The sequence below is a fragment of the Sporosarcina trichiuri genome, assembly GCF_030406775.1.
In the GTDB taxonomy this organism is placed as follows: Bacteria; Bacillota; Bacilli; order Bacillales_A; family Planococcaceae; genus Sporosarcina; species Sporosarcina trichiuri.
On the sequence record NZ_CP129119.1, the window covers coordinates 501,233 to 525,826 of the forward strand.

General features: G+C 53.0%; 17 protein-coding genes. 11 read left to right on the plus strand and 6 right to left on the minus strand.

Annotation, left to right across the window (positions count from 1 at the left end; genetic code table 11):
• Positions 1 to 55: 55 nt before the first annotated feature.
• The 6 genes from QWT68_RS02865 to QWT68_RS02890 all read left to right on the plus strand — a co-directional run bounded on the left by QWT68_RS02865 (position 56) and on the right by QWT68_RS02890 (position 7,496).
• Positions 56 to 574, plus strand: coding sequence for a hypothetical protein (locus tag QWT68_RS02865; protein ID WP_040286160.1), 519 nt, complete (start codon positions 56 to 58; stop codon positions 572 to 574).
• 25 nt (positions 575 to 599) lie between these two features.
• Entirely contained in the window at positions 600 to 1,418 is an 819-nt protein-coding gene (locus QWT68_RS02870; protein ID WP_040286161.1) for a DUF1444 family protein, read from the plus strand.
• Complete coding sequence (gene ytpR / locus QWT68_RS02875) at positions 1,415 to 2,020, plus strand: YtpR family tRNA-binding protein (protein ID WP_040286162.1); 606 nt, start codon at positions 1,415 to 1,417, stop codon at positions 2,018 to 2,020. The genes QWT68_RS02870 and ytpR overlap by 4 nt, the downstream gene beginning before the upstream one ends.
• A gap of 218 nt (positions 2,021 to 2,238) precedes the next feature.
• Positions 2,239 to 5,034, plus strand: coding sequence for a DNA translocase FtsK (locus QWT68_RS02880; protein ID WP_290149422.1), 2,796 nt, complete (start codon positions 2,239 to 2,241; stop codon positions 5,032 to 5,034).
• Between the two features lie 67 nt (positions 5,035 to 5,101).
• A complete protein-coding gene (murC, locus tag QWT68_RS02885) occupies positions 5,102 to 6,415 on the plus strand; it encodes a UDP-N-acetylmuramate--L-alanine ligase (protein ID WP_040286163.1) in 1,314 nt (437 codons plus the stop codon).
• A 298-nt stretch (positions 6,416 to 6,713) separates the two neighbouring features.
• Positions 6,714 to 7,496, plus strand: a complete 783-nt coding sequence (locus tag QWT68_RS02890) for a YtxH domain-containing protein (protein ID WP_290149424.1) — start codon at positions 6,714 to 6,716, stop codon at positions 7,494 to 7,496.
• A 43-nt stretch (positions 7,497 to 7,539) separates the two neighbouring features.
• On the opposite strand, the gene QWT68_RS02895 is transcribed toward QWT68_RS02890, so the two are convergent.
• Positions 7,540 to 9,672 carry a cell division protein FtsA gene (locus QWT68_RS02895; RefSeq protein ID WP_040286164.1) on the minus strand — a complete coding sequence of 711 codons (2,133 nt, stop codon included), beginning with the start codon at positions 9,670 to 9,672 and terminating at the stop codon, positions 7,540 to 7,542.
• 160 nt (positions 9,673 to 9,832) lie between these two features.
• Here QWT68_RS02895 and QWT68_RS02900 point away from each other — a divergent pair, with 160 nt between their 5' ends.
• Together QWT68_RS02900 and ccpA are read left to right on the plus strand one after the other, a co-directional pair.
• Entirely contained in the window at positions 9,833 to 10,915 is a 1,083-nt protein-coding gene (locus QWT68_RS02900) for a bifunctional 3-deoxy-7-phosphoheptulonate synthase/chorismate mutase (protein WP_040286165.1), read from the plus strand.
• A gap of 82 nt (positions 10,916 to 10,997) precedes the next feature.
• Positions 10,998 to 12,002, plus strand: coding sequence for a catabolite control protein A (gene ccpA / locus QWT68_RS02905; RefSeq protein WP_040286166.1), 1,005 nt, complete (start codon positions 10,998 to 11,000; stop codon positions 12,000 to 12,002).
• A gap of 110 nt (positions 12,003 to 12,112) precedes the next feature.
• On the opposite strand, the gene QWT68_RS02910 is transcribed toward ccpA, so the two are convergent.
• From QWT68_RS02910 to QWT68_RS02920, 3 genes are read right to left on the minus strand one after another with little or no spacing between them, the layout of a single operon-like run.
• The gene (locus QWT68_RS02910; protein ID WP_040287172.1) at positions 12,113 to 13,276 is read right to left on the minus strand and encodes an acetoin utilization protein AcuC; all 1,164 of its coding nucleotides are present in this window, start codon (positions 13,274 to 13,276) and stop codon (positions 12,113 to 12,115) included.
• Complete coding sequence (locus QWT68_RS02915) at positions 13,276 to 13,920, minus strand: acetoin utilization AcuB family protein (RefSeq protein WP_040286167.1); 645 nt, start codon at positions 13,918 to 13,920, stop codon at positions 13,276 to 13,278. The genes QWT68_RS02910 and QWT68_RS02915 overlap by 1 nt, the downstream gene beginning before the upstream one ends.
• A gap of 15 nt (positions 13,921 to 13,935) precedes the next feature.
• Positions 13,936 to 14,568, minus strand: coding sequence for a GNAT family N-acetyltransferase (locus QWT68_RS02920; RefSeq protein ID WP_040286168.1), 633 nt, complete (start codon positions 14,566 to 14,568; stop codon positions 13,936 to 13,938).
• 178 nt (positions 14,569 to 14,746) lie between these two features.
• Here QWT68_RS02920 and acsA point away from each other — a divergent pair, with 178 nt between their 5' ends.
• On the plus strand, positions 14,747 to 16,465 hold the full coding sequence (acsA, locus tag QWT68_RS02925; protein ID WP_290149426.1) for an acetate--CoA ligase: 1,719 nt from the start codon (positions 14,747 to 14,749) through the stop codon (positions 16,463 to 16,465).
• Between the two features lie 87 nt (positions 16,466 to 16,552).
• Here acsA and QWT68_RS02930 read toward each other — a convergent pair whose 3' ends face one another.
• Positions 16,553 to 19,594, minus strand: a complete 3,042-nt coding sequence (locus QWT68_RS02930) for a transglycosylase domain-containing protein (RefSeq protein WP_290149427.1) — start codon at positions 19,592 to 19,594, stop codon at positions 16,553 to 16,555.
• 369 nt (positions 19,595 to 19,963) lie between these two features.
• Between QWT68_RS02930 and tyrS the strand changes: the two genes are divergently transcribed.
• Positions 19,964 to 21,229 carry a tyrosine--tRNA ligase gene (gene tyrS, locus QWT68_RS02935; protein ID WP_040286170.1) on the plus strand — a complete coding sequence of 422 codons (1,266 nt, stop codon included), beginning with the start codon at positions 19,964 to 19,966 and terminating at the stop codon, positions 21,227 to 21,229.
• A 481-nt stretch (positions 21,230 to 21,710) separates the two neighbouring features.
• Here the strand turns inward: tyrS and rpsD are convergent, their stop codons facing one another.
• A complete protein-coding gene (rpsD, locus tag QWT68_RS02940; RefSeq protein WP_040286173.1) occupies positions 21,711 to 22,313 on the minus strand; it encodes a 30S ribosomal protein S4 in 603 nt (200 codons plus the stop codon).
• Positions 22,314 to 22,680: 367 nt separating this feature from the next.
• On the opposite strand from rpsD, the gene QWT68_RS02945 reads away from it, so the two are divergent.
• On the plus strand, positions 22,681 to 24,537 hold the full coding sequence (locus QWT68_RS02945; RefSeq protein WP_040286174.1) for a sensor domain-containing diguanylate cyclase: 1,857 nt from the start codon (positions 22,681 to 22,683) through the stop codon (positions 24,535 to 24,537).
• Positions 24,538 to 24,594: the final 57 nt, after the last annotated feature.

Genomic DNA, 24,594 nt, shown 5'->3' on the forward strand with positions numbered 1-24,594 from the left:
GAGATGGCGGCGGACAGATAAACTAAACGTACTGCATGGAAATGGAGGAAGAAATGTGATCAGCAAAAACAAATTCTTCATCTCAGCTGCGCTTGCGGGACTGCTGCTCGCAGGATGCGGACAAACTGTCGAAGATGAGGCGGACACAGCTGTATCGAATGCAAGAGATGCATTTGAAATGAATGCTGGAAAAACGACAGAAAAAACAGCGGATTCCGGTTTCTATATACCTGCCGGATGGAAGGCGGATATCCATGAGAATGAGCATATGGTATTCCTGACAAAGGGCAAACGCACACTGACAATGCAATACGATCCGAACGCCAAACCGGAATCCCGCTCGTACTATGATCTGCTTAAGGCGGACGGGCAGACAGCGGTCCTGAGAGAAGAGACCTTCTCGGATGCCGGCGCTTTCGGCTTCATCTCCATCAATAAGCGGGGGGACCAGCTGGCAGAAATCACTGCAGGCACCGGCCAGGCACAAGTGAAAGCGATTGTCGGTCTGCACGACGTGGAAACAGCGGCGGAACAGATGATGAAGATCGCACGTTCTGTGCAGATTTTTGAATGAGACGAACCAGCAAGGGGTGGATACTTTGAAATCTGAAGAGCTCGTGGAAAGACTGAAAAAACAGCTAGATTCGCTGGATTTCGATTGGCAATTCGACCGGAAGGCGGATAAGGTGCGTTTGGTGCATACGGAACTGAAGAGGGGAATGGATATTTCGCTCCCTGAAATCATCGCAAAGTATGAACAGAAACAAGAAGCGGCGGTCGAGGAAGTCGTCTACACGATCAGGGAGACATTCCGGGCAATGGAAGCGGAGTCGCGTCAAGGATTCAGTGCAGATGCGGAAATCCTGCCGGTCATCCGTTCCACATCGTTTCCAAAAGAGTCGAAGGCGGGCAGTCCGTTCGTAGTCCGCCCGCACACGGCAGAGACCGCGGTCTACTATGCGCTCGATCAGGGGACGACGTACCGCCTCATCGATGAGGACATCCTGAGGGGAATCGGCAAGACTGAACAGGAAGTTGCCGAAACCGCCCTGTTCAACGTCCGTAAACTGGCGACTGACGTCAAAATGGACGAGGTCGCGGGGAACAGGTATTATTTCCTGAACCGGAACGATGGCTACGACGCAAGCCGGATCCTGAACGCCGCATTCCTGAAAGGGATGGAGGAGCGGATCGAAGGGCAGATGACCGTCTCCGTCCCTCACCAGGATGTGCTGATCATCGGCGACATACGGAACGACACCGGATACGACGTGCTGGCCCAGATGACAATGCATTTCTTCACGGTCGGCGCCGTTCCGATCACGTCCCTGTCCTTCCTCTGCTCAGAAGGACAGCTGGAACCTATTTTCATCATGGCGAAGAATCGTCCTGCTACTAAAGGAGAGAGAAAGAAATGAATGTATTCATGAACAGAAACGGTGTCGGCGATGTATTGATGGTGCAGCTGACGACAGACCGTCCGGAACAGACATCGATTGAAACGAAAGGCGATGTCACCCTCATCAAAAATACGGAAACCGGGGAGCCGGTCGCATTCAACCTGTTCCGTGCATCGCACTACACAGGGAATTTGTCTGACGGACCTGTGGAGCTGACACAGGGACTAGTGGCTGCCATCCAGAAATCCCTGTCGGACAATGGTGCCGGCCTTCAGCTGGACGTGGACTTCAGTCCGAAATTCGTCGTCGGTCATGTCTTGACGAAAGAAAAACATCCGAACGCCGACAAGCTGAACATCTGCACAGTGGATGTAGGCAGTGAAACATTGCAGATCGTCTGCGGTGCGCCGAATGTAGAACAGGATCAGAAAGTGGTCGTCGCGAAAGTAGGTGCCGTCATGCCGTCCGGAATGGTGATCCGCGATGCTGAACTCCGCGGGGTGCCGTCATCCGGTATGATCTGTTCGGCACGTGAACTTGAATTGCCCGATGCCCCAGCTGAGAAAGGGATCCTCATCCTGCCGGCGGATGCACAAGCAGGCACCGCTTTTGTTAAATGATTCCCAATAAGGAAGGCTGCCCGGAAGGTCACGGTTCGTGAATCTTCCAGGCAGTCTTTTTTATCGGCCGTTCTGCCTTTTATCAGGAAGCCGACCGGTGCTGCAGGAACCAGACTGTATGACATCGGTCACCTCTTTACGGACAGAGCGCATGTCCATTTGATTTTATGGCCGGAAACCTGCTAAAATAGGGTGATTGAAATGAAAAGAGTGATAGAGTGAGCTGGATAAAAAAAACGATGGGACGCTTGTTCGGCCAGCAATCGGATGAATTATCCGACCAGCCGGCGGAAGGCATACAAAACCAGGAATCTCGTCAGGAAGACGAGTCGCAGGAGCGGCGTGCATTCCGGTTCCCTATGATTACAGATGCTGAAATATACGGATGGGATGAAGAATCCGGTGACATCCGGACGACCACACATGACATCCCTTTAATAAAAGAAGACGATCGTTTTGAACGTGCGACTCCCCTTTTTGAAAACAGGAGATGGCCGGCCGAACAGCCGAAAGGTGAAGTGCACCGTGCCGGTACCAACAGCAGCAAGTACAGGACCCCCGCTGAGCGGTTGCCTGCAAAAAGCCGGGATCTGAGCCCCGCTGACAGGAAGCGGGAGATTGTGGAAAAACGCATACATACACCGTTCACGCCGACGGAAGTGCCATCGCCCGTTTACGGGTTTTCCAAACGGAAACCGCCTTCTTTCCCGCAGACTGATAAAAAAACTTCTGCTGAGCAGGCTGCCCCGGCAGAACATCAGGAACTCCGGAAGACGAAGACTGCTTCCGACCTTCTGCCATCCGGTGCGGCGGCAGACAAGGGACCGGCGATCATGTCGTCCGAGGAATTGCAGGAGCGGCTGGAAGGTCCGGCAGCGGTCCCTGGGAAAATTGAACAGAATGAAGAAGAGAGCAACCCGAAAGCACTAGAAGAGACACCGGCAGTTCCATCTGTTTCAGAGGAGCCGGCAGTACGTACTGAAACCACGGATCCGGAAAGGAAGGCTCTATCAGCGGCATACGCCCAAACAGCTGTCCTGGAGCGGGAAGAACCTGCTGTACAGGAAGACGGGCTGCCGGACGAAGAGCTTGAAGATGCTTCAGCCGGTGAACAGTCATCCGAACCAATCGGAACAACCGACGGGGATGCCGCAGTACCAGCTGTATGGGGAACTGAAGAGATCGATATGGGGGATCAGGCAGAGGACATAGAAGGAGCTGCTGAAGAGACTCCGCAGAATCAGGAGAAAATCGTGCCATTCAATGTTCTTATGCTGAAGTCCGATAAAGAGAAGCTTCGGATTCCGCGTCACACAAGCATGCCGTCTTATTCGCCGGCGTCTGCAGCAGTGATCAATGAAGCGGAACCTGAAGGATCTGACGTATGTGAAGCCGCTGCAACAACGGAAGCCGTACATGCTGAAGCCGTACCCACTGAAGCCGTACCGGCTGAAGAAGTTCCTGAAGAGCCATCCATGCCGGCCGGACGCGCGGAAGAACAGGCAGCCGAGCCTGCGGTAAGCAGTCCGGCAGCTGTACCGCCTATCACAGAAGGCGTGCAGACTGAGCCTGAGGAAGATGCTCTTGCGCATTATGTATTCCCATCCATGGAAGATCTGCTGCCTCCGGAAGAACAGCAGGAAGACGCGGAGTGGCTCGTTTCCCAATCCGAGAAACTGGTCGAGGCGCTTTCTCATTTTGCGGTGCATGCCGATATTCTGGAAGCCGTGCAGGGACCTACAGTCACACGGTTCGAATTGACTGTGGGATTCGGGACGAAGGTAAGCAAAGTGAGGAATCTGACAGATGACTTGAAGCTGGCACTGGCTGCCGAAGACATCCGAATCCAGGCGCCGATTCCTGGAACGAGCTCGATCGGAATCGAGATTCCGAACCGGACGACACGTCCTGTCCGTATATCGGAAGTGATCGGTACGGAGAAGTTCCTGAACTCCGATTCTCCGCTTGAGGCGGTTCTCGGTCTCAGTCTGACCGGCGAGCCGGTTACGCTGGATCTGCGTAAGATGCCGCACGGAATGATTGCCGGTGCGACAGGATCCGGCAAATCGGTCTGCATCAATTCGATACTTGTCAGTCTGCTGTACAAGGCATCCCCGGCTGATGTGAAGCTGATGCTGATCGATCCGAAAATGGTTGAACTGGCCCCGTTCAATGGCGTTCCTCACTTGATCAGCCCGGTCATCACCGATGTGAAAGCAGCTACAGCAGCCCTGAAATGGGCGGTCGACGAAATGGAACGGCGATATGAACTGTTCGCCCACGCCGGTGCCCGTAATATCGAGCGGTACAACCGGATGGCGGAAGAGAACCGTCAATTTTCGCTCAAGATGCCGTATCTGGTCATCGTCATCGACGAACTGGCGGATCTGATGATGGTCGCCCCGTCCGATGTCGAAGTATCCATCAGCAGGATCGCCCAGAAAGCGCGTGCTTGCGGAATCCATCTCATCATCGCAACACAGCGTCCTTCCGTCGATGTCATCACGGGGATCATCAAAGCGAACATCCCGACACGGATTGCATTTGCCGTGTCCTCCCAAGTCGATTCCCGGACAATCATCGACAGTGCGGGGGCGGAGCGGCTGCTCGGCCGCGGAGACATGCTGTATATCGGCAACGGCCAGTCGTCTCCTGTCCGGCTGCAGGGCACGTTTGTCACAGACGATGAAATCGAACAGATCATAGATCATGTGAAGAGCGAAGCGTCCCCTGACTACTTGTTCGGTCAGGACGACCTGCTTGCGGCAGTCACCGAAGAAGAGGAGTCCGATCCGTTATTTGTGCAAGCATGTTCATTCATCATCGAACAGGGCAGTGCATCCACTTCCCTTTTGCAGCGGCATTTCAGTATCGGTTACAACCGTGCTGCGAAGCTGATGGACCGGATGGAGACCCATGGGTTCATCTCGGAGCAGCGGGGAAGCCGTCCGCGTGATGTTTACGTGACGCAGACGGAACTGGATGCATTTCTGAATCCGTCCCGCGACGCATAGGGTTACTTATAGAATATACTGGTTTACAATGATTTTTAGGAACTAGCTGCTCCCAGGAGGTTGCACAATGACGAAATATCACTTTACAGGGATAAAAGGTTCTGGAATGAGCTCCCTTGCACAAATTCTGCACGATGCATCAAATGACGTCCAAGGTTCCGATGTGGAGAAGCACTTCTTCACGGAAGAGCCCCTGCATGCACGCGGTATCACCGTCCTGCCTTTCAATGAAGAGAATATCACGCCGGGTCTGACAGTGATTGCCGGCAACGCATTTCCGGATACCCATCCGGAAATCGAACGGGCGAAGGAAGTCGGCGCTGAAGTCATACGCTACCATGATTTCCTGGCTGATTATATGAAGCAGTCGACATCCATCGCTGTGACAGGAACACACGGGAAGACATCGACGACCGGCCTGCTCGCCCATGTCCTCTCCGGATATGATCCGATCTCCTATTTGATAGGCGATGGAACAGGTAAAGGTGTGAAAGACAGTCCGTATTTCGTCTTCGAGTCCTGTGAATACAAACGGCATTTCCTGGCGTATGAGCCGGATTACGCCATCATCACGAATATCGATTACGATCATCCTGACTATTTCAAGGACATGGAAGATGTGCTCGATGCATTCAGTGAAATGGCCCATAATGTCAAGAAGGCGATCATCGCATGCGGGGACGATGCCAATTGCCTGGAAATTCAGGCGAACGTGCCTGTCGTCCTGTATGGTCTGGGAAAAAGCAATGATTTCAGTGCAGGCAATATAGAAAAGACCGCGGACGGCACGAAATTCGATGTGTTCGTGCGCAATGAGTTCTACCACTCTTTCATGATCCCAATGCCTGGTGATCATGCTGTGAAGAATGCGCTGGCCGTGATTGCGATCTGCCAATATGAAGGATTGGATCCCGGTATTGTGGCGGAGCGTCTCCGTACGTTCAATGGTGTGAAACGCCGTTTCACGGAAATACAGACGGATGATGCAATCCTCATCGATGACTATGCCCACCACCCGACCGAAATCCGGGCGACACTTCAATCCGCTCGGCAGAAGTTCCCGGGCCGGGAAGTGATAGCGGTGTTCCAGCCGCATACGTTCACACGGACAGCAGCCTTGATGGACGACTTCGCGGAAAGTCTGAAAGAAGCGGACCTTGTGTACCTCTGTGATATTTTCGGGTCGGCCCGTGAAAAATCAGGCAGCCTGACGGTGGATGATCTTGCGGAAAAGATTCCGGGTTCGTGCCACCTGCTGCTGGAGGAAATCAACGCGCTCGACGGCCATGAAGATGCCGTGTTCCTTTTCATGGGAGCCGGGGATGTGCAAAAGTATCTGAAAGCTTATCAAGACCATATTTCAAAGAAAAAGACAGTCTGATTCCTCGGAATCGCACTGTCTTTTCTTTTATTCAGAATGATGTCCGGAAAAGAAGAAGGGGTTCGGCTTCTTCTGTCGAAGTGGAACAGACAGCCGGAGTTTAGTCTGGGCGGAGGCAGGGTAAAAGTACACATACAAAGCAGACTGAGGGGAGTGACAACAAAACCTGTTGTACATAGGGTCGAGCGGCGGAGGAGTCTTTTCCGCAGCCGCGGATACGGCCCGCGTCACGACAGAGATTACAAACAGGGAAAACGGAAAGACTAACACAGGCAACCTATTCTAAGGAGGAATTCGAATGAGCGACAACTACAACCAAAGCAAATCGTACAGCAATACGACAGGCAGCAGCAACTACCAAAATTCATACGGCGAGCCATCACAGCTGCCGATGAACTACAATTATTTCCCTTCGGATACTGATAAGTTCTATGAGGACGAAAGCTCAAGCACAGGCAGTTTCCTCATGGGAGCGCTCGTCGGAGGCGTCATCGGGGCGGCGGCTGCATTATTCCTTGCACCGAAGACCGGTAAAGAGATGCGCGAAGACTTTTCCGATCAGGCTGTCCAGCTGAAGAATAAGAGTATCGAACTCGGATCCACAGCAAAAGACAAAGCGGTCGATCTGACGTCATCAGCGAAGGACAAAGCGGCTGATCTGTCGTCCACAGCAAAGGACAAGGCATCTCAACTGACTTCCACTGCCAAAGATAAGTCGGAAGATCTGAAGAAGACTGTCCAGGATCAGACAGACAGCCTGACGGATAAAGTGAAATCGATGTCTTCGAAAACGATGGCGCCGATGGACGATGGGACTGCTTCTTCCGAGGGCGAAGAGCCGATTGTCGGAAAAGACAACAAAGACGGCAGCAAGTCTGCTAACAGCAACAGCAACAGCAACAGCAAGAACAATTCCGGCAGCAGCTCTTCCGCTGACAAAAATATATCGGCTGAGAAAAAAGAAGCGAGCAGCCAGACGACAAAGAACAGTGATGTCGCTTACGACAACTCTGCCAACGTCGGAGATAACAAGATCATCAACCAAAATCCTGTTTCGGATGAAAAACCGAAAAACAAATAAGCGAAAAGCCATTCGGTATGCCGCTGCATGCCGAATGGCTTTTTTATGTCAATATGATTTCCAGACGGTCTCCCCCGAACAATTCGTCATGGAATTGAATCGGCTGACCGTTCCGCAGCAGACGATAGCCTGTCGCCGTTCCGGCAGGCAGCTGATAGTCAACAAATGCGAATACGTCGCTGAATGAAATCGGCTGGCCGGCCAATGGGGAAATTGTCAGCTGATCCTCTTCACCAACCGTTGTCTGCAGGTCTTCTGTCCGCCCATTCACCAGGACGGAAAAACGCGGTTTTGCAATCGTTACTTCCTGTCCATTGAACGTGACGGACATCCGCTCTGTCAGGCGGACGCCGAGTTCCTCAGCTATATCCAAGACCGTCTGCGGTGTGCAGGTTTCGATGTCGATCCGGTCACCATCCTCGACAGGCGTCGTCAGGTTGGCGGGCAGCCCGTTCTTTCTGAAGACCGGTGATTTTGTCTTTACATGGACGCGCTTGCCGTTCAGGGTGATAGCCTGAACAGACTGGGTGGCAGACAGTCCTTCCGCTGATTCCAACGCATCACGGATTGAAACGGGACGGCGGACGATAATTTCATCATGGTCTTTGACAAGGTCTGTCATACTCGCCGGTTCACCGTTTACGGTCACTGCCGTATGTAGGGTGAAAGACTCCCCATTTACGGAAATTGTGAGCGGTGCCATGTCCATCTCTGCCACATCACCGATGGTGGCGGCAGCCGGCTGCCCGTCTTTCCCCAGCGTCAGCCGGATCGTATCCCCATTTTCAATCCGTTCTTTCGTACCGGAAACTTTGCCGTTCTTTTCGATGACTGAAGGAGTACCATGGCTTCCCGGCAATGTAATCTCCTGCCCGTTCAGCGTGAACCGGAGGGCAAGACCCGGTTTCCCGTAGAGATGACGCGCTTTAATGCCAGCAGCCAGCAGAGCGTCACCGACTGTCATCTCTTTCAGTTCGAACAACCGGATCAGCTTGTCGTCCACTGTGACGGACATGTAATGGATCGGCGCACGCTGTGCAGCAATCGCAATACCGATCGGCGTGACGAACGCCGGTGATTTGGCGATTTTCTCTGCAAGCGTGACAGTGCTGAGCGCGTCGAGTCCGCGCACTGCCACACGCTGGGCCGGCAGATCCAGCTGGGTGCTCAAACGGGATGAAAGGCCCGGAGTCAGGCTGCCGCCGCCTGTCAGCATGACGGCCTGCGGTGATTCGCCATTATTCAGCCGTCGGATTTCCGTGGCGATGGAAGCTGCAAGACGTTCGATTGCTGCGGAGAGGCCGGCAGTGACCTGGCTGCTCGGATATTCCTGTTCGAAACCGAGGATGTCACGGATTGTGACAGTTTCGTTTTCCGCAAGCTGCCGCTTGACGGTTTCCGCTTCCGGGAAGTCGAGCAGATACGCGGTGCTCAGTGCTTCCGTGATTTCATCGCCTGCGACAGGCACCATCCCGAATGCAGTGACAGTATCCCGGCTCGTGATCGCGATATCCGACGTGCCCGCCCCTATGTCGACCATGGCGACGTTCAGACGCCGCATCGAGGGAGGGATCAGGACATTGATTGCGGCTATCGGTTCGAGTGTCAGTGCCTCCATTTCCAGATCCGCCCGTTTCAGTGCGGACAGAAGGGACTCGACAACGACCCGTGGGAGGAATGTCGCAATGACATCAGCACTTGCGGAATGACCGCTCTGGTCGATCAGACTGCCGATCGGTTCCCCGTCCAGCAAGTAGTGGAGGACCGAATAGCCGACACAGTAATACTGGCTGTCCGCCGTGAAGGATTCCGCCGACATCAGCTCCTGCTGGGCTTTCTGCACGGCTCCCAGCTCAAGGCGGTTGATATCTTCGCTGCCGATCAGTGCCTGTCCAGTGATATCTACTTCCATCGTGCCGACTGCAGTCTTCAATGCACGTCCTGCTGCTGCGACGCTCACTTTCTTCAAAGGCCCGTGACGTTCTTCCAGCAGTGTCTTCATGTCACTGATGACAGATGCGACACTGACGATATTGTGGATCTGCCCGTCGATCATGGAGCGTTCCTTATGCTCGATGACTTCCAGATCGATGACATGGAAGCCGGAGTCCGTCTGTTCCAGAATGATACCGACGACGGACCTCGTCCCGATATCCAAAGCAAATAATGGTGCCACAAGTGATCCTCCTCAATGTTCCGATATATTAAATACAACTATTTAGCGAAATAGCGTGACTTTTCAACAGCAGTTCATTATACTGGGTCTATTATTAAAAATGTATCACACATTCCGCAATGCGAAAAGGGAATGCCGTGAGTGGGGAGGAGAATGGGAGATGCGCCAGAACGAACTGGAAGAACTTCGGTCCAAAGTGACTGAGCTGAACATGAGTATTCTGGATCTTATCAACGACAGAACAGCCGTCGTGCAGGAAATCGGCAAAGTGAAAGAGAAACAGGGTGTAAACCGCTATGACCCTGTGCGTGAGCGCGAAATGCTCGATTCCCTGAAACAGGCGAACAATGGACCGCTTCCAAATGGTGTGCTGGAACAAATCTTCAAAGGCATCTTCATGTCCGCACTTGAAATCCAGGAAGATGAGCAGCGCAATGCACTGCTCGTATCCCGTAAGCGGAAAGCGGAGGATACAATCGTTGACATTAACGGAGAGAAAATCGGGGACGGTACGCCGACATTTGTCTTCGGGCCTTGTGCCGTCGAGTCCTATGAGCAGGTGAAAGCAGTCGCGGATTCCATCAAAGCGAAGGGCCTGACAATGATGAGGGGCGGGGCGTACAAGCCGCGGACGTCCCCGTACGACTTCCAGGGTCTCGGCCTGGAAGGACTCAAGATCCTAAAGCGTGTGTCGGATGAGACCGGGCTCTCCATCGTAACGGAGATCATCACGCCGTCCCATCTGGAAGAAGCGCTCGATTATATCGATGTCATCCAGATCGGCGCCCGCAATATGCAGAACTTCGAATTGCTGAAGGAAGCGGGTAAAACCAATAAGCCGGTCCTTCTGAAGCGCGGTCTGGCGGCGACGATCGATGAGTTCATCAATGCAGCTGAATACATCATCTCCAAAGGGAACAGCCAGATCATGCTGTGCGAACGCGGCATCCGTACATATGAAAAGGCGACGCGGAACACGCTGGATATCTCGGCAGTGCCGATCTTGAAGCAGGAGACCCACCTTCCTGTGTTCGTGGATGTCACACACTCGACAGGCCGGCGGGACCTCCTGATCCCGACAGCGAAGGCAGCGATAGCTGTCGGAGCGGACGGCGTCATGGCGGAAGTCCATCCAGATCCGGCTGTCGCCCTGTCCGATGCAGCCCAGCAGATGAATCTCCAGCAATTCGATGAGTTCTATGATGAAATGCAGCGTTTCATGAATACTCATCAAATAGTATAATTCACCGCCGGAGCTTTCATAGCTCCGGCATTTTGGTATAATGGTTCAGGAAGAATAACCAGACGGAGAAGGGGAGGTCAGTATGGCGGTAACAATCTACGACGTAGCGCGTGAAGCGAACGTCTCCATGGCGACCGTATCTCGGGTGGTCAACGGCAACCCGAATGTAAAACCGGCAACACGCAAAAAGGTAACCGCTTGCATTGAACGGCTCGGCTATCGGCCCAACGCAGTTGCACGGGGCCTCGCCAGCAGAAAGACCACGACAGTCGGTGTTATCGTGCCCGACATCTCAAAAAGCTATTATGCTGAACTGTCGAGAGGGATCGCAGACGTCGCGACGATGTATGAGTACAATATCATCCTGTCGAATTCCGACAAGCGGGCCCTCCGCGAAATGGAACTCATCGAAGACCACCTCGGCAAACAGGTCGACGGCCTCATCTTCATGAGTGATTCCATCACCGAAGACGTCCGGAAAGAGATGAAGACCGCGAACGTGCCAATTGTCCTGGCGGGCACACTGGATTCGGAAGAAGAGTTTCCGACAGTCAATATCGAAAACAAGAAAGCGGCATATGATGCAGTCCGCGAACTGGTCACGAACGGCCACGAACGGATCGCTTTCGTCTCCGGTCCGTTCAGCCGGGACATCAATCTTCTGTCCAAAAAGACAGGCTACGAAGAAGCGATGGCGGAGGCCGGTCTTCCGGTCCATGAGGAGCTCATCGTGGAAACGGATAATACGTATGACGATGCGTACGAATCCTGGAAGCAGCTGAGCCGGCTCGAGCAGCCGCCGACCGCCATCTTCGCAGGGAACGATGAAATTGCAGTCGGTATCATGAACGGTGTGCGGGATGACGGTCTGAAGGTGCCGGAAGACATGGAAATCATCTGTTTCCAGCATTCCATCCTGGCACGCGCGGTCCGTCCGCAGCTCGCTGCGATCCGCGTGCCCCTGTATGATCTCGGCGCGGTATCCATGCGGCTGCTGACGAAATTGATGAACGGCGAAGAAGTCGACCGCGAGCAGGTCATTCTCCCCTATCAGCTTGAGCAGCGGGATTCCATCCGCAAACACTGACAGCAAGGCAGTGAGAAGCAGAACAGGATCGCTCAGACTATGGAAAAAGGGTTGGAAATCGAAATGATTTCCAACCCTTTTGTGTGCCTGAAACGGCGTTTGGACAGATTCTACTGCCGCTGCTGCTCGTTCCGTATGTAATGCAGCGACCTGCCCATCACTTGTGCATTTTTCTCCTCGATCTCCTGTTTGCGCGGAATCGGCGGATACAGTGGGTCGGGATCTTCCCACGTCTCGATGAAAGGGACAGGGGACTCCGGCTGCCAGCGGGCGAGCCATTCTTCCGGAAGCGGTCCTGCAGGTGCTGGCAGCTGTTTCATGGCGAACCAGATATGCGACCACGCACGCGGTACGACCCGCCATATATCATAGCCGCCACCGCCGACCGCAATCCATCTCCCCCCGCAATACTCTTCTGCGACTTCTCTTGCGATCCTCGGAATCTGCTTGTAGAGTTCCATCGTCCCGTACAAATGCGTCAGCGGATCGAAGTAATGGGCATCCGCACCATTCTGTGTGAGGATGACGTCCGGCTTGAACCACTCCGCGACTTCCCGTATGGCAGTTTCATAGATGGAGAGGAACGATTCATCCTCTGTGAATGCATCGATCGGGAAATTGAATGACGTTCCGTATCCTTTGCCATTTCCGCGCTCTGTCACATGGCCTGTTCCCGGGAACAAGTAGCGGCCGGTCTCATGGATGGACAGTGTGCAGACGTTTTCATCGTCATAAAAAGACCATTGGACACCATCCCCGTGATGTGCATCCGTGTCCACATATAGGACACGTGCATTGTAATTCTTCTGCAAGTAGCGGATGGCGACAGAACTGTCATTGTACACGCAAAAGCCTGATGCTTTGCCCTGGAATCCGTGGTGGAGGCCGCCGCCCAGATTCAGCGCATAGCGGGCGCGTCCCTGCATCACTTCATCGACCGCTGTCAGGGTGCCGCCGACCAGCATGGCACTGGCCTCGTGCATATTCGGGAAGATCGGGGTGTCTTCCGTCCCGATTCCATAGACAGCACCGATTTCTGGACCGACTTCACCCCGTCCGGCTTTTTTTACCATCTCGATGAATTTCGGTTCGTGGACAAGCAGCAATTCTTCATCGGTGGCGACCCGCGGAACGACGATATCGCTGTCTGTAATGGCATTCATTTCTTTCAGCAGGTCCAGCGTCAGCACGATCCTTTTTTGGTTGAATGGGTGCGAATCCGAAAACGAATAGCCGAGCTGGTCTTCGGAATAGACGAACACAGCATCTTTCATCATACGCCTGTCCCTGGGAAGTTCGGCCACAGCACATCGAATCCCTGTTCTTTCAGTCCGTCGATGATGGCGATCGGATTCATCGTTTTTATGCGGATGACGAGGATTTTGCTGGCGTCGTTCTCCTTGTCCGGATAGACGAGGACACTCTGGACATTCGTCTGGAACTCGTGAAACACTTTCGAAACCTCATACAGGATCCCGGGTACGTTCGGAACGCGCACTTCGATCTGGGAGCCGGGCTGATGGGCGCCGGTCAGTTCAATATACTTATAGAGCAGATCGGTTTCCGTAATGATGCCGACGAGCCGGTCATTGGACACGACCGGCAGGCAGCCGATCTGGTTGTGATAGAAGACGAGAGCCGATTCCTCCACGAAGTCCATCGGATGTGCGGTGATCGGGTGTTTCACCATGCACTCAGCGAGAGGCATGGCGAAGACCGGAGTCTGGTCTTCCTGTTTTCCATAAGGAAGGATTTCCTTCAGGTCACGGTCCGTGAAGATCCCGACGAGCTGTGTCCCGTCCTCGGTGATCGGCAGATGCCGGATATGGTGCTTCCTCATGATGTCCGCTGCGTCTTTCACCGTATGGGAGGGCGACAGTGTAATCACATCAGTTTGCATGATTTCTTCCAGCAGCATAGTATCCCTTCTTTCTCAGTATAAAAACCGGTTCTTGAATCGCAGGCTGTCGAATCGCTGGACGTCTTCCTGGGAGATCCGGCTGCCGATGCGGGCCATCAGGCAATTTGCCGGATGCGAACAGATTTCCGGGTCATCCGTCGCGTAATACTCAAGCCCGCCGTTTTGCATCATCTTCTCCATGACTTTCCGGTATTCCCAGACATTCAGCTTTGTCCCTTTCAGATCCCAATGCCAGTAATACTCCGTCGTAATTACAATATAGTCTTCCATGGCGTCATCCATCATTGATACTTCGAGCAATGCTTTGCCGACACCCCCGCCGCGGTACTTGGCGATCACTTCGATGGCACCCAATTCGATCAGGTTATCCATATTCCCTTCCGACCATCTTTCAAGCGGATCGGGATGCAGATAGGTGACATACCCTACGATCTCATCCTGATCGCGTGCGATGATGATCCGGCCTTCAGGAAGCTTGGAAATGCCGATCAGTGCCTCCTTCTGCTGCTTCGCAGGACGAAAGGCGACCAGCCCTTCATGGAACGAATAGCTTTCGAGATCGGAAGTGCGGATTGGTCCTTCTATGATAAGGTTCCCATTCTTATGCTTCAATTCAAGTGCATTGTACGTTTTTCTGTGCTCCAACAACTTCACCGCCTTGTGCTGTTAGTCCTTCTGCTATCAGTATACATGAATTTGAAAGACAGTTACCCTCAATTTCCAACAAAACAGGGAACAGTCCAAAGAATATTAATTGTTTGCTAATTCATTTCGGATTCATGTAGAATAAAACGTGTTAGTACATATTTAAGGGGGTGCTGTTATGGTTACAAAAATCATTCCGGCGCAAGGAACGGATTACCAGATGGATAACTATGACGAGCTCGTCAAAAACTTTGATTGGAAGGAAGCTGAAAAGGAATTCAGCTGGTATGAGACCGGGAAGGTGAACATCGCACATGAGGCGATCGACCGTCATGCGGAATCGTACCGTAAAAACAAGGTGGCCTTGTTCTATAAGGACGGGGAACGGCACGAATCCTACACATACGGAGATATGAAAAAGTATTCCAATCAGGCGGCAAATGTATTCAAGAATTGCTCGACGCTTGAGAAAGGCGACCGTATTTTCATCTTCATGCCGCGTTCGCCCGAATTATATTTTGCGCTGCTCGGAGCGCTGAAAGTCGGCGCGATCGCCGGTCCGCTGTTCGAGGCATTCATGGAAGGCGCGGTGTATGACCGTCTCGATGACAGTGATGCCAAGGCGATCGTGACGACACCTGAACTGGTCGACCGCATCCCTGTCGACCGGCTGCCTCATCTGGAAACTGTCTTTGTCGTGGGGGACAACGTGACAGAAGAAGGAAAAGTGATCGATTTCAATAAACATTTCAAAAAAGCTTCCAAGCAGTTCGACGTGGAATGGCTCGAACGGGAGTCGCCGACATTGCTCCACTATACGTCAGGCTCGACTGGGAAACCGAAAGGCGTTCTGCATGTACAGGAAGCGATGGTGCAGCAGATCCAGACTGCGAAATGGGTGCTGGATCTGCGGGAGACCGATGTCTTCTGGTGCACGGCCGATCCGGGCTGGGTCACCGGTACGGCATACGGAATCTTCGGACCGTTCCTTGCGGGCGCAACGAATCTGATCGTCGGCGGCCGTTTCTCGACGGACAGCTGGTATGGAGCCATCGAGGAATTCGGCGTGACTGTCTGGTACAGTGCACCGACCGCTTTCCGAATGCTGATGGGTGCAGGTGCAGCCGCGATGGAAGGGCATGACCTATCGTCCTTGCGGCATATCCTGTCCGTCGGGGAACCGCTCAATCCGGAAGTCGTCCGCTGGGGGATGGAGACATTCCATATGCGCATCCATGATACATGGTGGATGACGGAGACCGGCGCCCAGATGATCTGCAACTTCGGTTCGCTTCCACTGAAGCCCGGCTCGATGGGCAAACCGGTTCCGGGTATCGAAGCAGCCATCGTAGACGACCAAGGGAACGTCCTGCCGCCGAACCGGATGGGCAATCTGGCACTCCGTAAAGGCTGGCCGGCGATGATGCGGGCCATCTGGAATAATCCGGAGAAATATGATTCGTACTTCCTGAACGATGAATGGTATGTCTCCGGTGATTCCGCTTATATGGATGAAGACGGGTATTTCTTCTTCCAGGGCCGTGTGGATGATGTCATCATGACGAGCGGGGAGCGGGTCGGACCTTTCGAAATCGAAAGTAAACTGCTCGAGCACCCGGCAATCGTCGAGGCAGGGGTCATCGGCAAGCCGGATCCCGTGCGCGGAGAAATCATCAAGGCGTTCATCGCCCTGCAGGACGGTTATGAGCCATCCGATGAGCTGAAGGAAGACATCCGCCAATTCGTGAAGAAAGAGCTGGCGGGCCACGCTGCTCCGCGGGAAATCGAGTTCAAGGACAAATTGCCGAAAACACGGAGCGGTAAAATCATGCGCCGCGTGCTGAAAGCCTGGGAGCTTGACCTGCCGACAGGTGATTTGTCGACAATGGAAGACTGAGAAATCTCAAAAAAACTGGGCACCCCCGAATATGGGAGTGCCCAGTTTTTTCAATTGTGAAGGAGACAGGGAAGGGGGCGACTTGCATCAGTTGCCGCCTTCTTTGTCTTTTCCTTTATCCTTATCACCGTCTGCCGGAGGATTCGGTTTCTTGTTGCTGTCGCTTCCATTGGCAGGCGGCTTCGGTTTACTGTCGCCATTGGTGTTTCCGTTATTATTGTTGTTGCCGCTGTTCCCGTTGTTATTGGAAGGGGGATTCGGTTTTCCGTCTCCGCCATTATTCGCAGGCGGCTTCGGTTTGGCCGTTGTATCGCCTCCGGACGCCGGCGGTTCAGATTTGTCTTCATCTCCGCCGCTGTCTGAATCACCGCCTGGCGGAGTGGCGGATGGTTGTTCCGGTGCGGGAGCCGCCGCTGCACCTGTCACGGCATTCGAAGGGCCGGAAACCTTACCGGTTATATCGACCGCGCGGACAGTATACGTACCGCCGCCCATCGGGAAGGACAGCGATTGGCCATCAATCACCGTGCCGACACGTGTGCCGCCATTGTAGACGTAATATCCGATGACGTCATTCGACGGGGATGGTGTCCACGTAAGGACAGAACCGTTTTGCGAGGCCGAAACGCCTGCCGGTGCCACGCTGTCCGCCGGGAACACAGCGCCCGAGACGACACGTGATGTGAAAGCCGAATTCGCAGGGAACAGTTTCGATGCATCGCCGCCAAGTGGACCGAGCATCCGCTTGATGAACTTTTCATTGACACCTGTCCCGCCGGCGGTGATAAACTCCCGCGGTGTGGACGGCAGAGCTGCATACCGTTTACCTTTGACGGACACAGAAGATGACGAAATGATACTGTCATCCGGTTTGTTCGGAAGCATCGCATTCGCATTGAACAAGTCGGACCGGACCAGACCGGCGGACGAACAGGCGGCCGATGGGGCCAGTCCTGAAATTCCGCAGAACGAACGCGTCACAACCCCTTTCGGCTGCTGGAAGCGTGCCTCTTTACCAACGGTCGCCGGTCGTGCCTGGTTGACGGCATTCATCATCTTGGCGTACAACGTAGTGGTCCGGGTGTTCGTCGTGCCGTATTGTGCATTGCCCGGCCCCTGCAGAGAGAGGGTCTGGTATTTGTAACCGAGCCAGATACCAAGAGTGACATTCGGATTGTATCCGACGAGCCAGGAGTCGGAGTAACTCGAACTCGTACCGGTCTTCGAAGCGATATCCAGGTTGAAGTTCAGCTGACGTGTCATATTGGCTCCGGTTCCTTCACGCGCCGAGTCACGGAGCATGTCTGTAATCATATAGGCAGTCGCAGGGCTGAATACTTCAGTCGGGTCGGCTTTGTGCTGGTAAATCACTTTGCCGTGCTTATCAACGATCTTGTCGATAATGTAAGGATCATTATGGACACCGCCATTTGCAAATGTTGAATAAGCAGAAGTATTCTGCTCAACTGTTGTACCGTATTTCAGACCGCCCAGGGCAGCAGCCGGGATCTCGTAGTCCAAAGGATGAAGTTTGTCATATCCCATCTTTTTCAGGTATTCGGCAGGTCTGCGGTTCAGAATATCGTAATATAGCCGCACCGCCGCCAAGTTCTGCGAAGTGGCAAGTGCCTGCCGGGCAGGGATGATACCGAGTTCCTGAGAGGCCAGGAAGTTTGACGGTTCCCATCCTTTATAATTGAACTTCACGTCTACAACCGGACTGCCTGCTCCTATGGCACCATATTCAATAGCAGGACCATACACGAGCAGCGGTTTGATAGTCGAACCAGGTGAGCGATAAGCCTGCGTGGCATGATTCGTCTTTTCAAGCTGGTAATCGCGGCCGCCGACAAACGCAAGTATTCTGCCGGTCTTATTGTCTAAGAGCATAGCGCCTACTTGAGCGGGCAGCTTCTCCTTTGTTTTTTTGTCCGTGTATGTGAAGCCATATTGCGTATAGTTGTCGGCCACGTCATTCAGCGTATTATAGAGGGTCATGTCCACAGTAGAGTAGATCTTGTACCCATCATTCCGCATAGATCGTTCAGCTAAGATATTATACTTTCCCCTAAGTTTCTTGTCCTCTTTCAGACGGGCTGCGTCAACTCCATCTTCTTCAGCCAGAATGTCGGATAGTGCATCGATCGTTTCTCTCTGGATCTCATCAGTCAGATATTCGATACGGTCCTTCGGCGCTTTCGCAGGCGCCCGGAAGTCTTTCGTGATGTCATAAGCAATCGCTTCATTGTATTCTTTTTCCGTAATGTAATTGGTCTCCCGCATCCGGAACAGCACGGTTTTCATGCGGTTGACGCCCGGACGCAGTCCCGCTTCGTCTTTCAGCCCTTTTTTGCCGTTGTAGAATGGCGTGTAGGCGTATGGTGCCTGAGGGATGCCGGCGATGTAGGCAGCCTGCGCAAGGTTCAGGTCCTTTGCCTTCTTATCGAAGATCCCCTCCGCCGCCGCTTCGATGCCGGCGACGTTACCGCCATTCGAATTCCGGCCGTACGGGATGATATTCAGATAGGCTTCCAGTATTTCGTCCTTCGTCATGAAGTGCTCGAGCCGCATGGCCAGCAGCAGTTCCTTCGCTTTCCGCTCATAGGAGATCTCATTCGTCAGGATCTGGTTCTTGATGAGCTGCTGGGTCAGTGTCGAGCCGCCGGTCTGGCTGTCGGAGTTCGTGACGTCCTGGAAAAGACCGCGGAATACAGCTTTCGGAACGATTCCGTTATGCGTGTTGAAGTATTCGTCCTCTGTTGCATAGACGGCATTGATGACATGCGGCGAAACATCTGCAAGCTTTACTTCTTTCCTGTCGATATCCGACCGCACTTTCCTCAAGTATTTCCCATTGGTGTAGATTTCGGAGGTCTCTTCGTAGCTGAAGATTTCGCTGCGCATTTCGTCTTTGGAGCGCAGCGGCTCCTTGCTGACGAGAGAGGCGAAGTAGCCGGCTCCGACCGAAGCGCCGAAGACAGTCAATGTCAAACCGATTACTAAGAAAAGCAAAAATAGATTCCAGATGACGCCTGATGCGATCCGGGTGTTTTTCGCCCATTTGGTTTTCTTTATCGTTTCGAATTTATGTTCTAGTTCGTCAACACGTTTCTTTTCATGTTTAGTCAATTCGTTCCCCCCTAAAAATCTCATTAATTATAGCATAATGTGCTGGCAATTGACGAAATTAGTTTGACAAATTTCCAATTTGGCTTACAATGTGAGATAAGAACTTCTTCACGGAGAAAAAGCCGGAGTAGGAACAGGCAATCCGTTCAGAGAGGCAGCGTTTGGTGCGAGCTGCCCGGAACCCTGTTGACGAATTACAGCTTTGGAGTGTTGCGCGGACAGCGGCGTTATGGCTGGCAGAGCGGAGACGGATAGCCTGTCTCAAGCCGGGTGGTACCGCGCCGAACTACAAAGAGGGCGTCCCTGCATGATCGATCAGCGATCATGCAGGGGCTTTTTTTATTCGGAAGAACAGGGAGGATGATCAGGATGACAGGAAATCTGGTAGAAGATCTGAAATGGAGAGGACTGCTGTACCAGCAGACCGATGAGGAAGGGATGCAAAAACTGCTGGAGGAAGAGAAGATATCCCTGTATTGCGGAGTCGATCCGACAGCGGACAGCATGCATATCGGGCATATCGTTCCGCTTTTGACGCTGCGGCGCTTCCAGCTGCACGGGCACCGTCCGATCCTGCTGATCGGCGGAGCGACCGGGATGATCGGGGACCCGTCGTTCCGTGCCGATGAACGTCAGCTGCAGACTGAAGAACAGGTCGATAGAAATGTCCAGGGGCTGAAGGTCCAGCTAGAGCGGCTGTTCGACTTCACGGATGAAAACGGGGCACGCCTCGTGAACAACAAAGACTGGATGGGGCCGATGAGTGCCATCGCATTCTTGCGTGACTACGGGAAATTGCTCAATATCAACTACATGCTCGGCAAAGAGAACGTCGCGTCCCGTCTGGAAACCGGGCTTTCCTTCACCGAGTTCACGTACATGCTCATCCAAGGGATCGACTTTAATCATCTGTACGATCACTACGGCTGCCGCGTTCAGATCGGCGGATCGGACCAATGGGGCAATATCACGACGGGGCTTGAGGTCATCCGGAAAACGCATGACGAAGAGGCGAAAGCATACGGCATCACCATTCCGCTTGTGACGAAATCCGACGGTACGAAATTCGGGAAGACAGCGGGCGGCGCAGTATGGCTCGACGCAGCGAAAACGTCACCGTACGAGTTCTACCAGTTCTGGGTGAACACAGCAGACGCGGACGTCATCCATTACTTGAAGATCTTCACGTTCCTGGAACGTGAGCAGATCGAAGCATTGGAACGTTCGGTGCAGGAAGAGGCACACTTGCGGAAAGCGCAGAAGACACTCGCAGAAGAGATGACACGGCTCATCCATGGGCAGGATGCGCTGGACCAGGCAATCCGGATTTCGGCAGCGCTCTTCAGCGGTGATCTGAAAAAGCTGACCGCCTCCGAGATGAAAGATGCGTTCAAGGACGTACCGACGTTTGAAGTGGAGAAAGCGGAACACAATATCGTCGAGCTGCTCGTAGCAGCCGGCATCTCACCATCCAAGCGGCAGGCACGCGAAGATGTTGCGAACGGCGCCATCTCGCTGAATGGCGACAAAGTGATGGACACCGAGTACACGGTCGGTTCCGATGACCGGCTGGAAGACGCATTCGCAATTGTGCGGCGGGGCAAAAAGAAATATACGATGATCTCATTCAATTGATGAAAAGCAGGAAACCGGCCAGTGATGTGCCGGTTTCCTGCTTTTTTTAGGTGATTCGCTGATGTTTGTTCATTAGAATTGTGGTTGGATGCCGATGAATTCAGCGATCTGTCCGATTCACCGTGCCAAGTGTCCGATATCTCCAGCGAACTGTCCGATATGCCTAGGACAACCCCTGGCTTGTTTTTTCTGCGCGCCAGAAGGACGTCCTGTCCATGGCCAGCTGCCGCGTGCATGGACGGCACCGACAGGAAACGAGCGTAAGCGAGCACAAGCCATCGCTTGAATTGTGCCTGGATGCCGATACATTCAGCGATCTGTCCGATACGCCGTGCGAAGTGTCCGATAACTCTGGCGAAGTGTCCGATAGTGCACGGCAACTGTCCGATACCGCTGCCGGAATGTCCGATATGCCTATCACGGCATGGCACTGGAACACAAAAAACCCTTCCGGAAAATCCGGAAGGGCAGGTACTGCTTATTAACGAGAGTAGAATTCAACGATAAGAGCTTCGTTGATCTCTGCAGACAATTCGCTGCGCTCAGGAAGACGTACGAATGTACCGACTTTCGTGTCCGGGTTGAACGATACGAATTCTGGAACGTAGTTGTTCACTTCGATGGATTCGTTGATCACATCAAGGTTCTGGGACTTTTCACGAAGTGAAATTTCCTGACCTGGTTTAACGCTGTAAGACGGGATGTCTACGCGCTTGCCGTCAACGAGGACGTGTCCGTGGTTGACAAGCTGGCGAGCTGCACGGCGTGTGCGTGCAAGACCCATGCGGTAAACAACGTTGTCCAGGCGAGTTTCAAGAAGGATCATGAAGTTTTCACCGTGGATACCTTGCATTTTGCCGGCTTTGTTGAACAATGTGCGGAACTGGCGCTCATTGACACCGTACATGAAACGGAGCTTTTGTTTTTCCTGTTGCTGAAGACCGTATTCAGAAAGCTTTTTACGCTGGTTCGGACCGTGCTGACCCGGAGCGTATGGACGCTTTTCGATTTCTTTTCCTGTGCCTGTCAGGGAAATACCAAGACGGCGGGATTGTTTCCAAGATGGACCTGTATAACGAGCCATGAATGACTCCTCCTCTGTTGGTTTTATTTTGTTGTAAAATAAGACCAGATGCGTTCAATCACTGGGCCATTCTGTTTTCATGCATCTTCGCCTCTGCAGCCAAGAGGTTACACGATACCCCTCACATATGTAGGAACAGACTGGGCGACAGCAAACACACAACTGCTGCGATTATTTTACACAAAAAACAGCATACCAAGAAAACGGCAGTGCGTCAAGGGATGCTGCACAGTGACTTCCAGACTGTCTAAACAAAAAGAGTTTATATGAAAAATGTACTAGTTATAAAGTTGCATTTTAGCCGATATAGGTATAGAATGACAGAAAGGTATCATATATTGCTTGAGAGATATAAGAGGGTGATCGCATGCAAACAAATGAGCAGCTATACGGGTCATTGAAGAGTGATCTGCTGGGTCTGCTGATAGATGTCCTGAAACACTCAGCATACGCAGAGAGCTTCCGTAAATTGGAAGACGTCTTCTCGCATCATTTTAACATACCGAAACTCGATCTGTACCTATATGAAGACAATCAGTTTCAGTCCGCCTCTGCGTGCTGTGACGGCCGGCCGGCTGCCCTGGAGGACAAGTCCGGGGAACAGACTGCACCGGTCATCGCCGGATCGCTGATCCAACATGATGAGCCATCCGATTTCCCGGATGACACGCTGATGATCCGGAACGGGAAGCGTGAACCGGTCGCAATGGTGCTCATGAAATCCACCGCGGCATGGGATAGGTTCGTCATGTCCGCTTGCTATAAAGAGTTCCAGCTGCTGCTCGGTGAAATGATCGATATCGTCAAGGAGAGCAAAGCGTCCGGCAGAAGGGAGCAGAACCATCTCGACCTGCTGAACGCGACGAAGCAGTTCAACTCGACGATGAAAATGCCGGTCATCTATGAGGAACTCGTCAGGACAGCAGCTTCCAACCTGGCGCCGTTTGCTGTCGAACTGATCGTCTCTCATGAAGAACATGCTTCCTCCTCCTTCTGCCGGCTGTTCGACTATACGAATGAGGAGCCGGCCACGATTGACGCTTTCCTTTCGGGAGAACTCCGGATCGGCAGGAAGAGGGGCAGCCATCCAACCTATCTGAACGCACCGGTGAAAGGCATGCAGGGGACATACGGGGTGCTGCAGATCACGGCCACGCCCGGTTATACGTTCTCATCCGCGCAAGAAGACTTCGTCCGCAACATTTGTGAAAGCGCTGGCCATGCGATTGAAAACTCCAGTCTGTATAACCAGTCGCATCGGCTGATCCGCGATCTCCAGCTTGTCAACGAAGTGTCGAAGAAACTGACAGGGCGGCTGACCTTCATGGAGATGAAAACCTATCTGGCCGAACAACTCAATGCCGCCTTCGAGCCGGAAGAGATGGCATTCGTCTACTACGACAGACGGAAGGAGCCTGTCTTGCTGGATACGACAACAGATTATTTCCTGACCGCGGCCGGCAGCCGGTATTTGGAATATGCGGAAAAACGTCTGGCTGCAGAACAGGATGCAGTCTTCATAGCAGATCTCCAGCCGGGCGATATTGACGGTTTTTCACCATACCGGGCACTCATCATCGCTCCGATCATCATATCGGAAGCGGTGGCCGGATATACCGTGCTCATGCATACAGAAACGTATCACTTTTCGTTCGATGACTTCAAACTGGTGAAAGCGATCATGTCCCATTCGTCACTTGCGCTGTCCAACTTGATCCTGCGGGACAAACTTCAGGAACTGGCCAACAAAGACCAGCTGACGGACCTCTATGCACGCGGGTATCTGGACCGTCATATGTCCGAATCGTTTACGGACGGGGTAGGCGGTGCGTTCCTTCTGATTGATGTGGATGATTTTAAAAAGGTCAATGATTCTCATGGTCATGCGGTGGGAGATCGGGTGCTCATCCAGACGGCAGAAGTGCTGCAGGCGGCAATTCCGGATAGTGCCATTGCAGGCAGGTGGGGCGGCGAGGAATTCGCCGTGTTCCTGCCGGGCGCGGATCTCAAGGATGGGAAAGAAACGGCAGAGCGGCTCCTTGTCAAAATGCCTGCCTGCACAGATCCGTCAGTCACCATTTCAATCGGCGTCAGTGTCTGGAAACCATCCGCCAGCCGTGAAACGTATCAGCAGCTGTTCCAGAATACCGATGAAGCACTGTATGCAGCGAAAACAGGCGGCAAGAACAGGATTGTCATCAACGAACAGATACTCGCCGAGTAAAGGCGGGTATCTGATTTTGATTGAAAAATCAGTATACCCGGCATACAATGGATGTAA

Bases quoted from the DNA above. Each gene is read 5' to 3' on its own strand.
- ytpR (WP_040286162.1), top strand. From the start codon at position 1,415: ATGAATGTATTCATGAACAGAAACGGTGTCGGCGATGTATTGATGGTG.
- murC (WP_040286163.1), top strand. From the start codon at position 5,102: ATGACGAAATATCACTTTACAGGGATAAAAGGTTCTGGAATGAGCTCC.
- QWT68_RS02890 (WP_290149424.1), top strand. From the start codon at position 6,714: ATGAGCGACAACTACAACCAAAGCAAATCGTACAGCAATACGACAGGC.
- QWT68_RS02900 (WP_040286165.1), top strand. From the start codon at position 9,833: ATGCGCCAGAACGAACTGGAAGAACTTCGGTCCAAAGTGACTGAGCTG.
- ccpA (WP_040286166.1), top strand. From the start codon at position 10,998: ATGGCGGTAACAATCTACGACGTAGCGCGTGAAGCGAACGTCTCCATG.
- QWT68_RS02910 (WP_040287172.1), bottom strand. From the start codon at position 13,276: ATGAAAGATGCTGTGTTCGTCTATTCCGAAGACCAGCTCGGCTATTCG.
- QWT68_RS02915 (WP_040286167.1), bottom strand. From the start codon at position 13,920: ATGCTGCTGGAAGAAATCATGCAAACTGATGTGATTACACTGTCGCCC.
- acsA (WP_290149426.1), top strand. From the start codon at position 14,747: ATGGTTACAAAAATCATTCCGGCGCAAGGAACGGATTACCAGATGGAT.
- tyrS (WP_040286170.1), top strand. From the start codon at position 19,964: ATGACAGGAAATCTGGTAGAAGATCTGAAATGGAGAGGACTGCTGTAC.
- rpsD (WP_040286173.1), bottom strand. From the start codon at position 22,313: ATGGCTCGTTATACAGGTCCATCTTGGAAACAATCCCGCCGTCTTGGT.
- QWT68_RS02945 (WP_040286174.1), top strand. From the start codon at position 22,681: ATGCAAACAAATGAGCAGCTATACGGGTCATTGAAGAGTGATCTGCTG.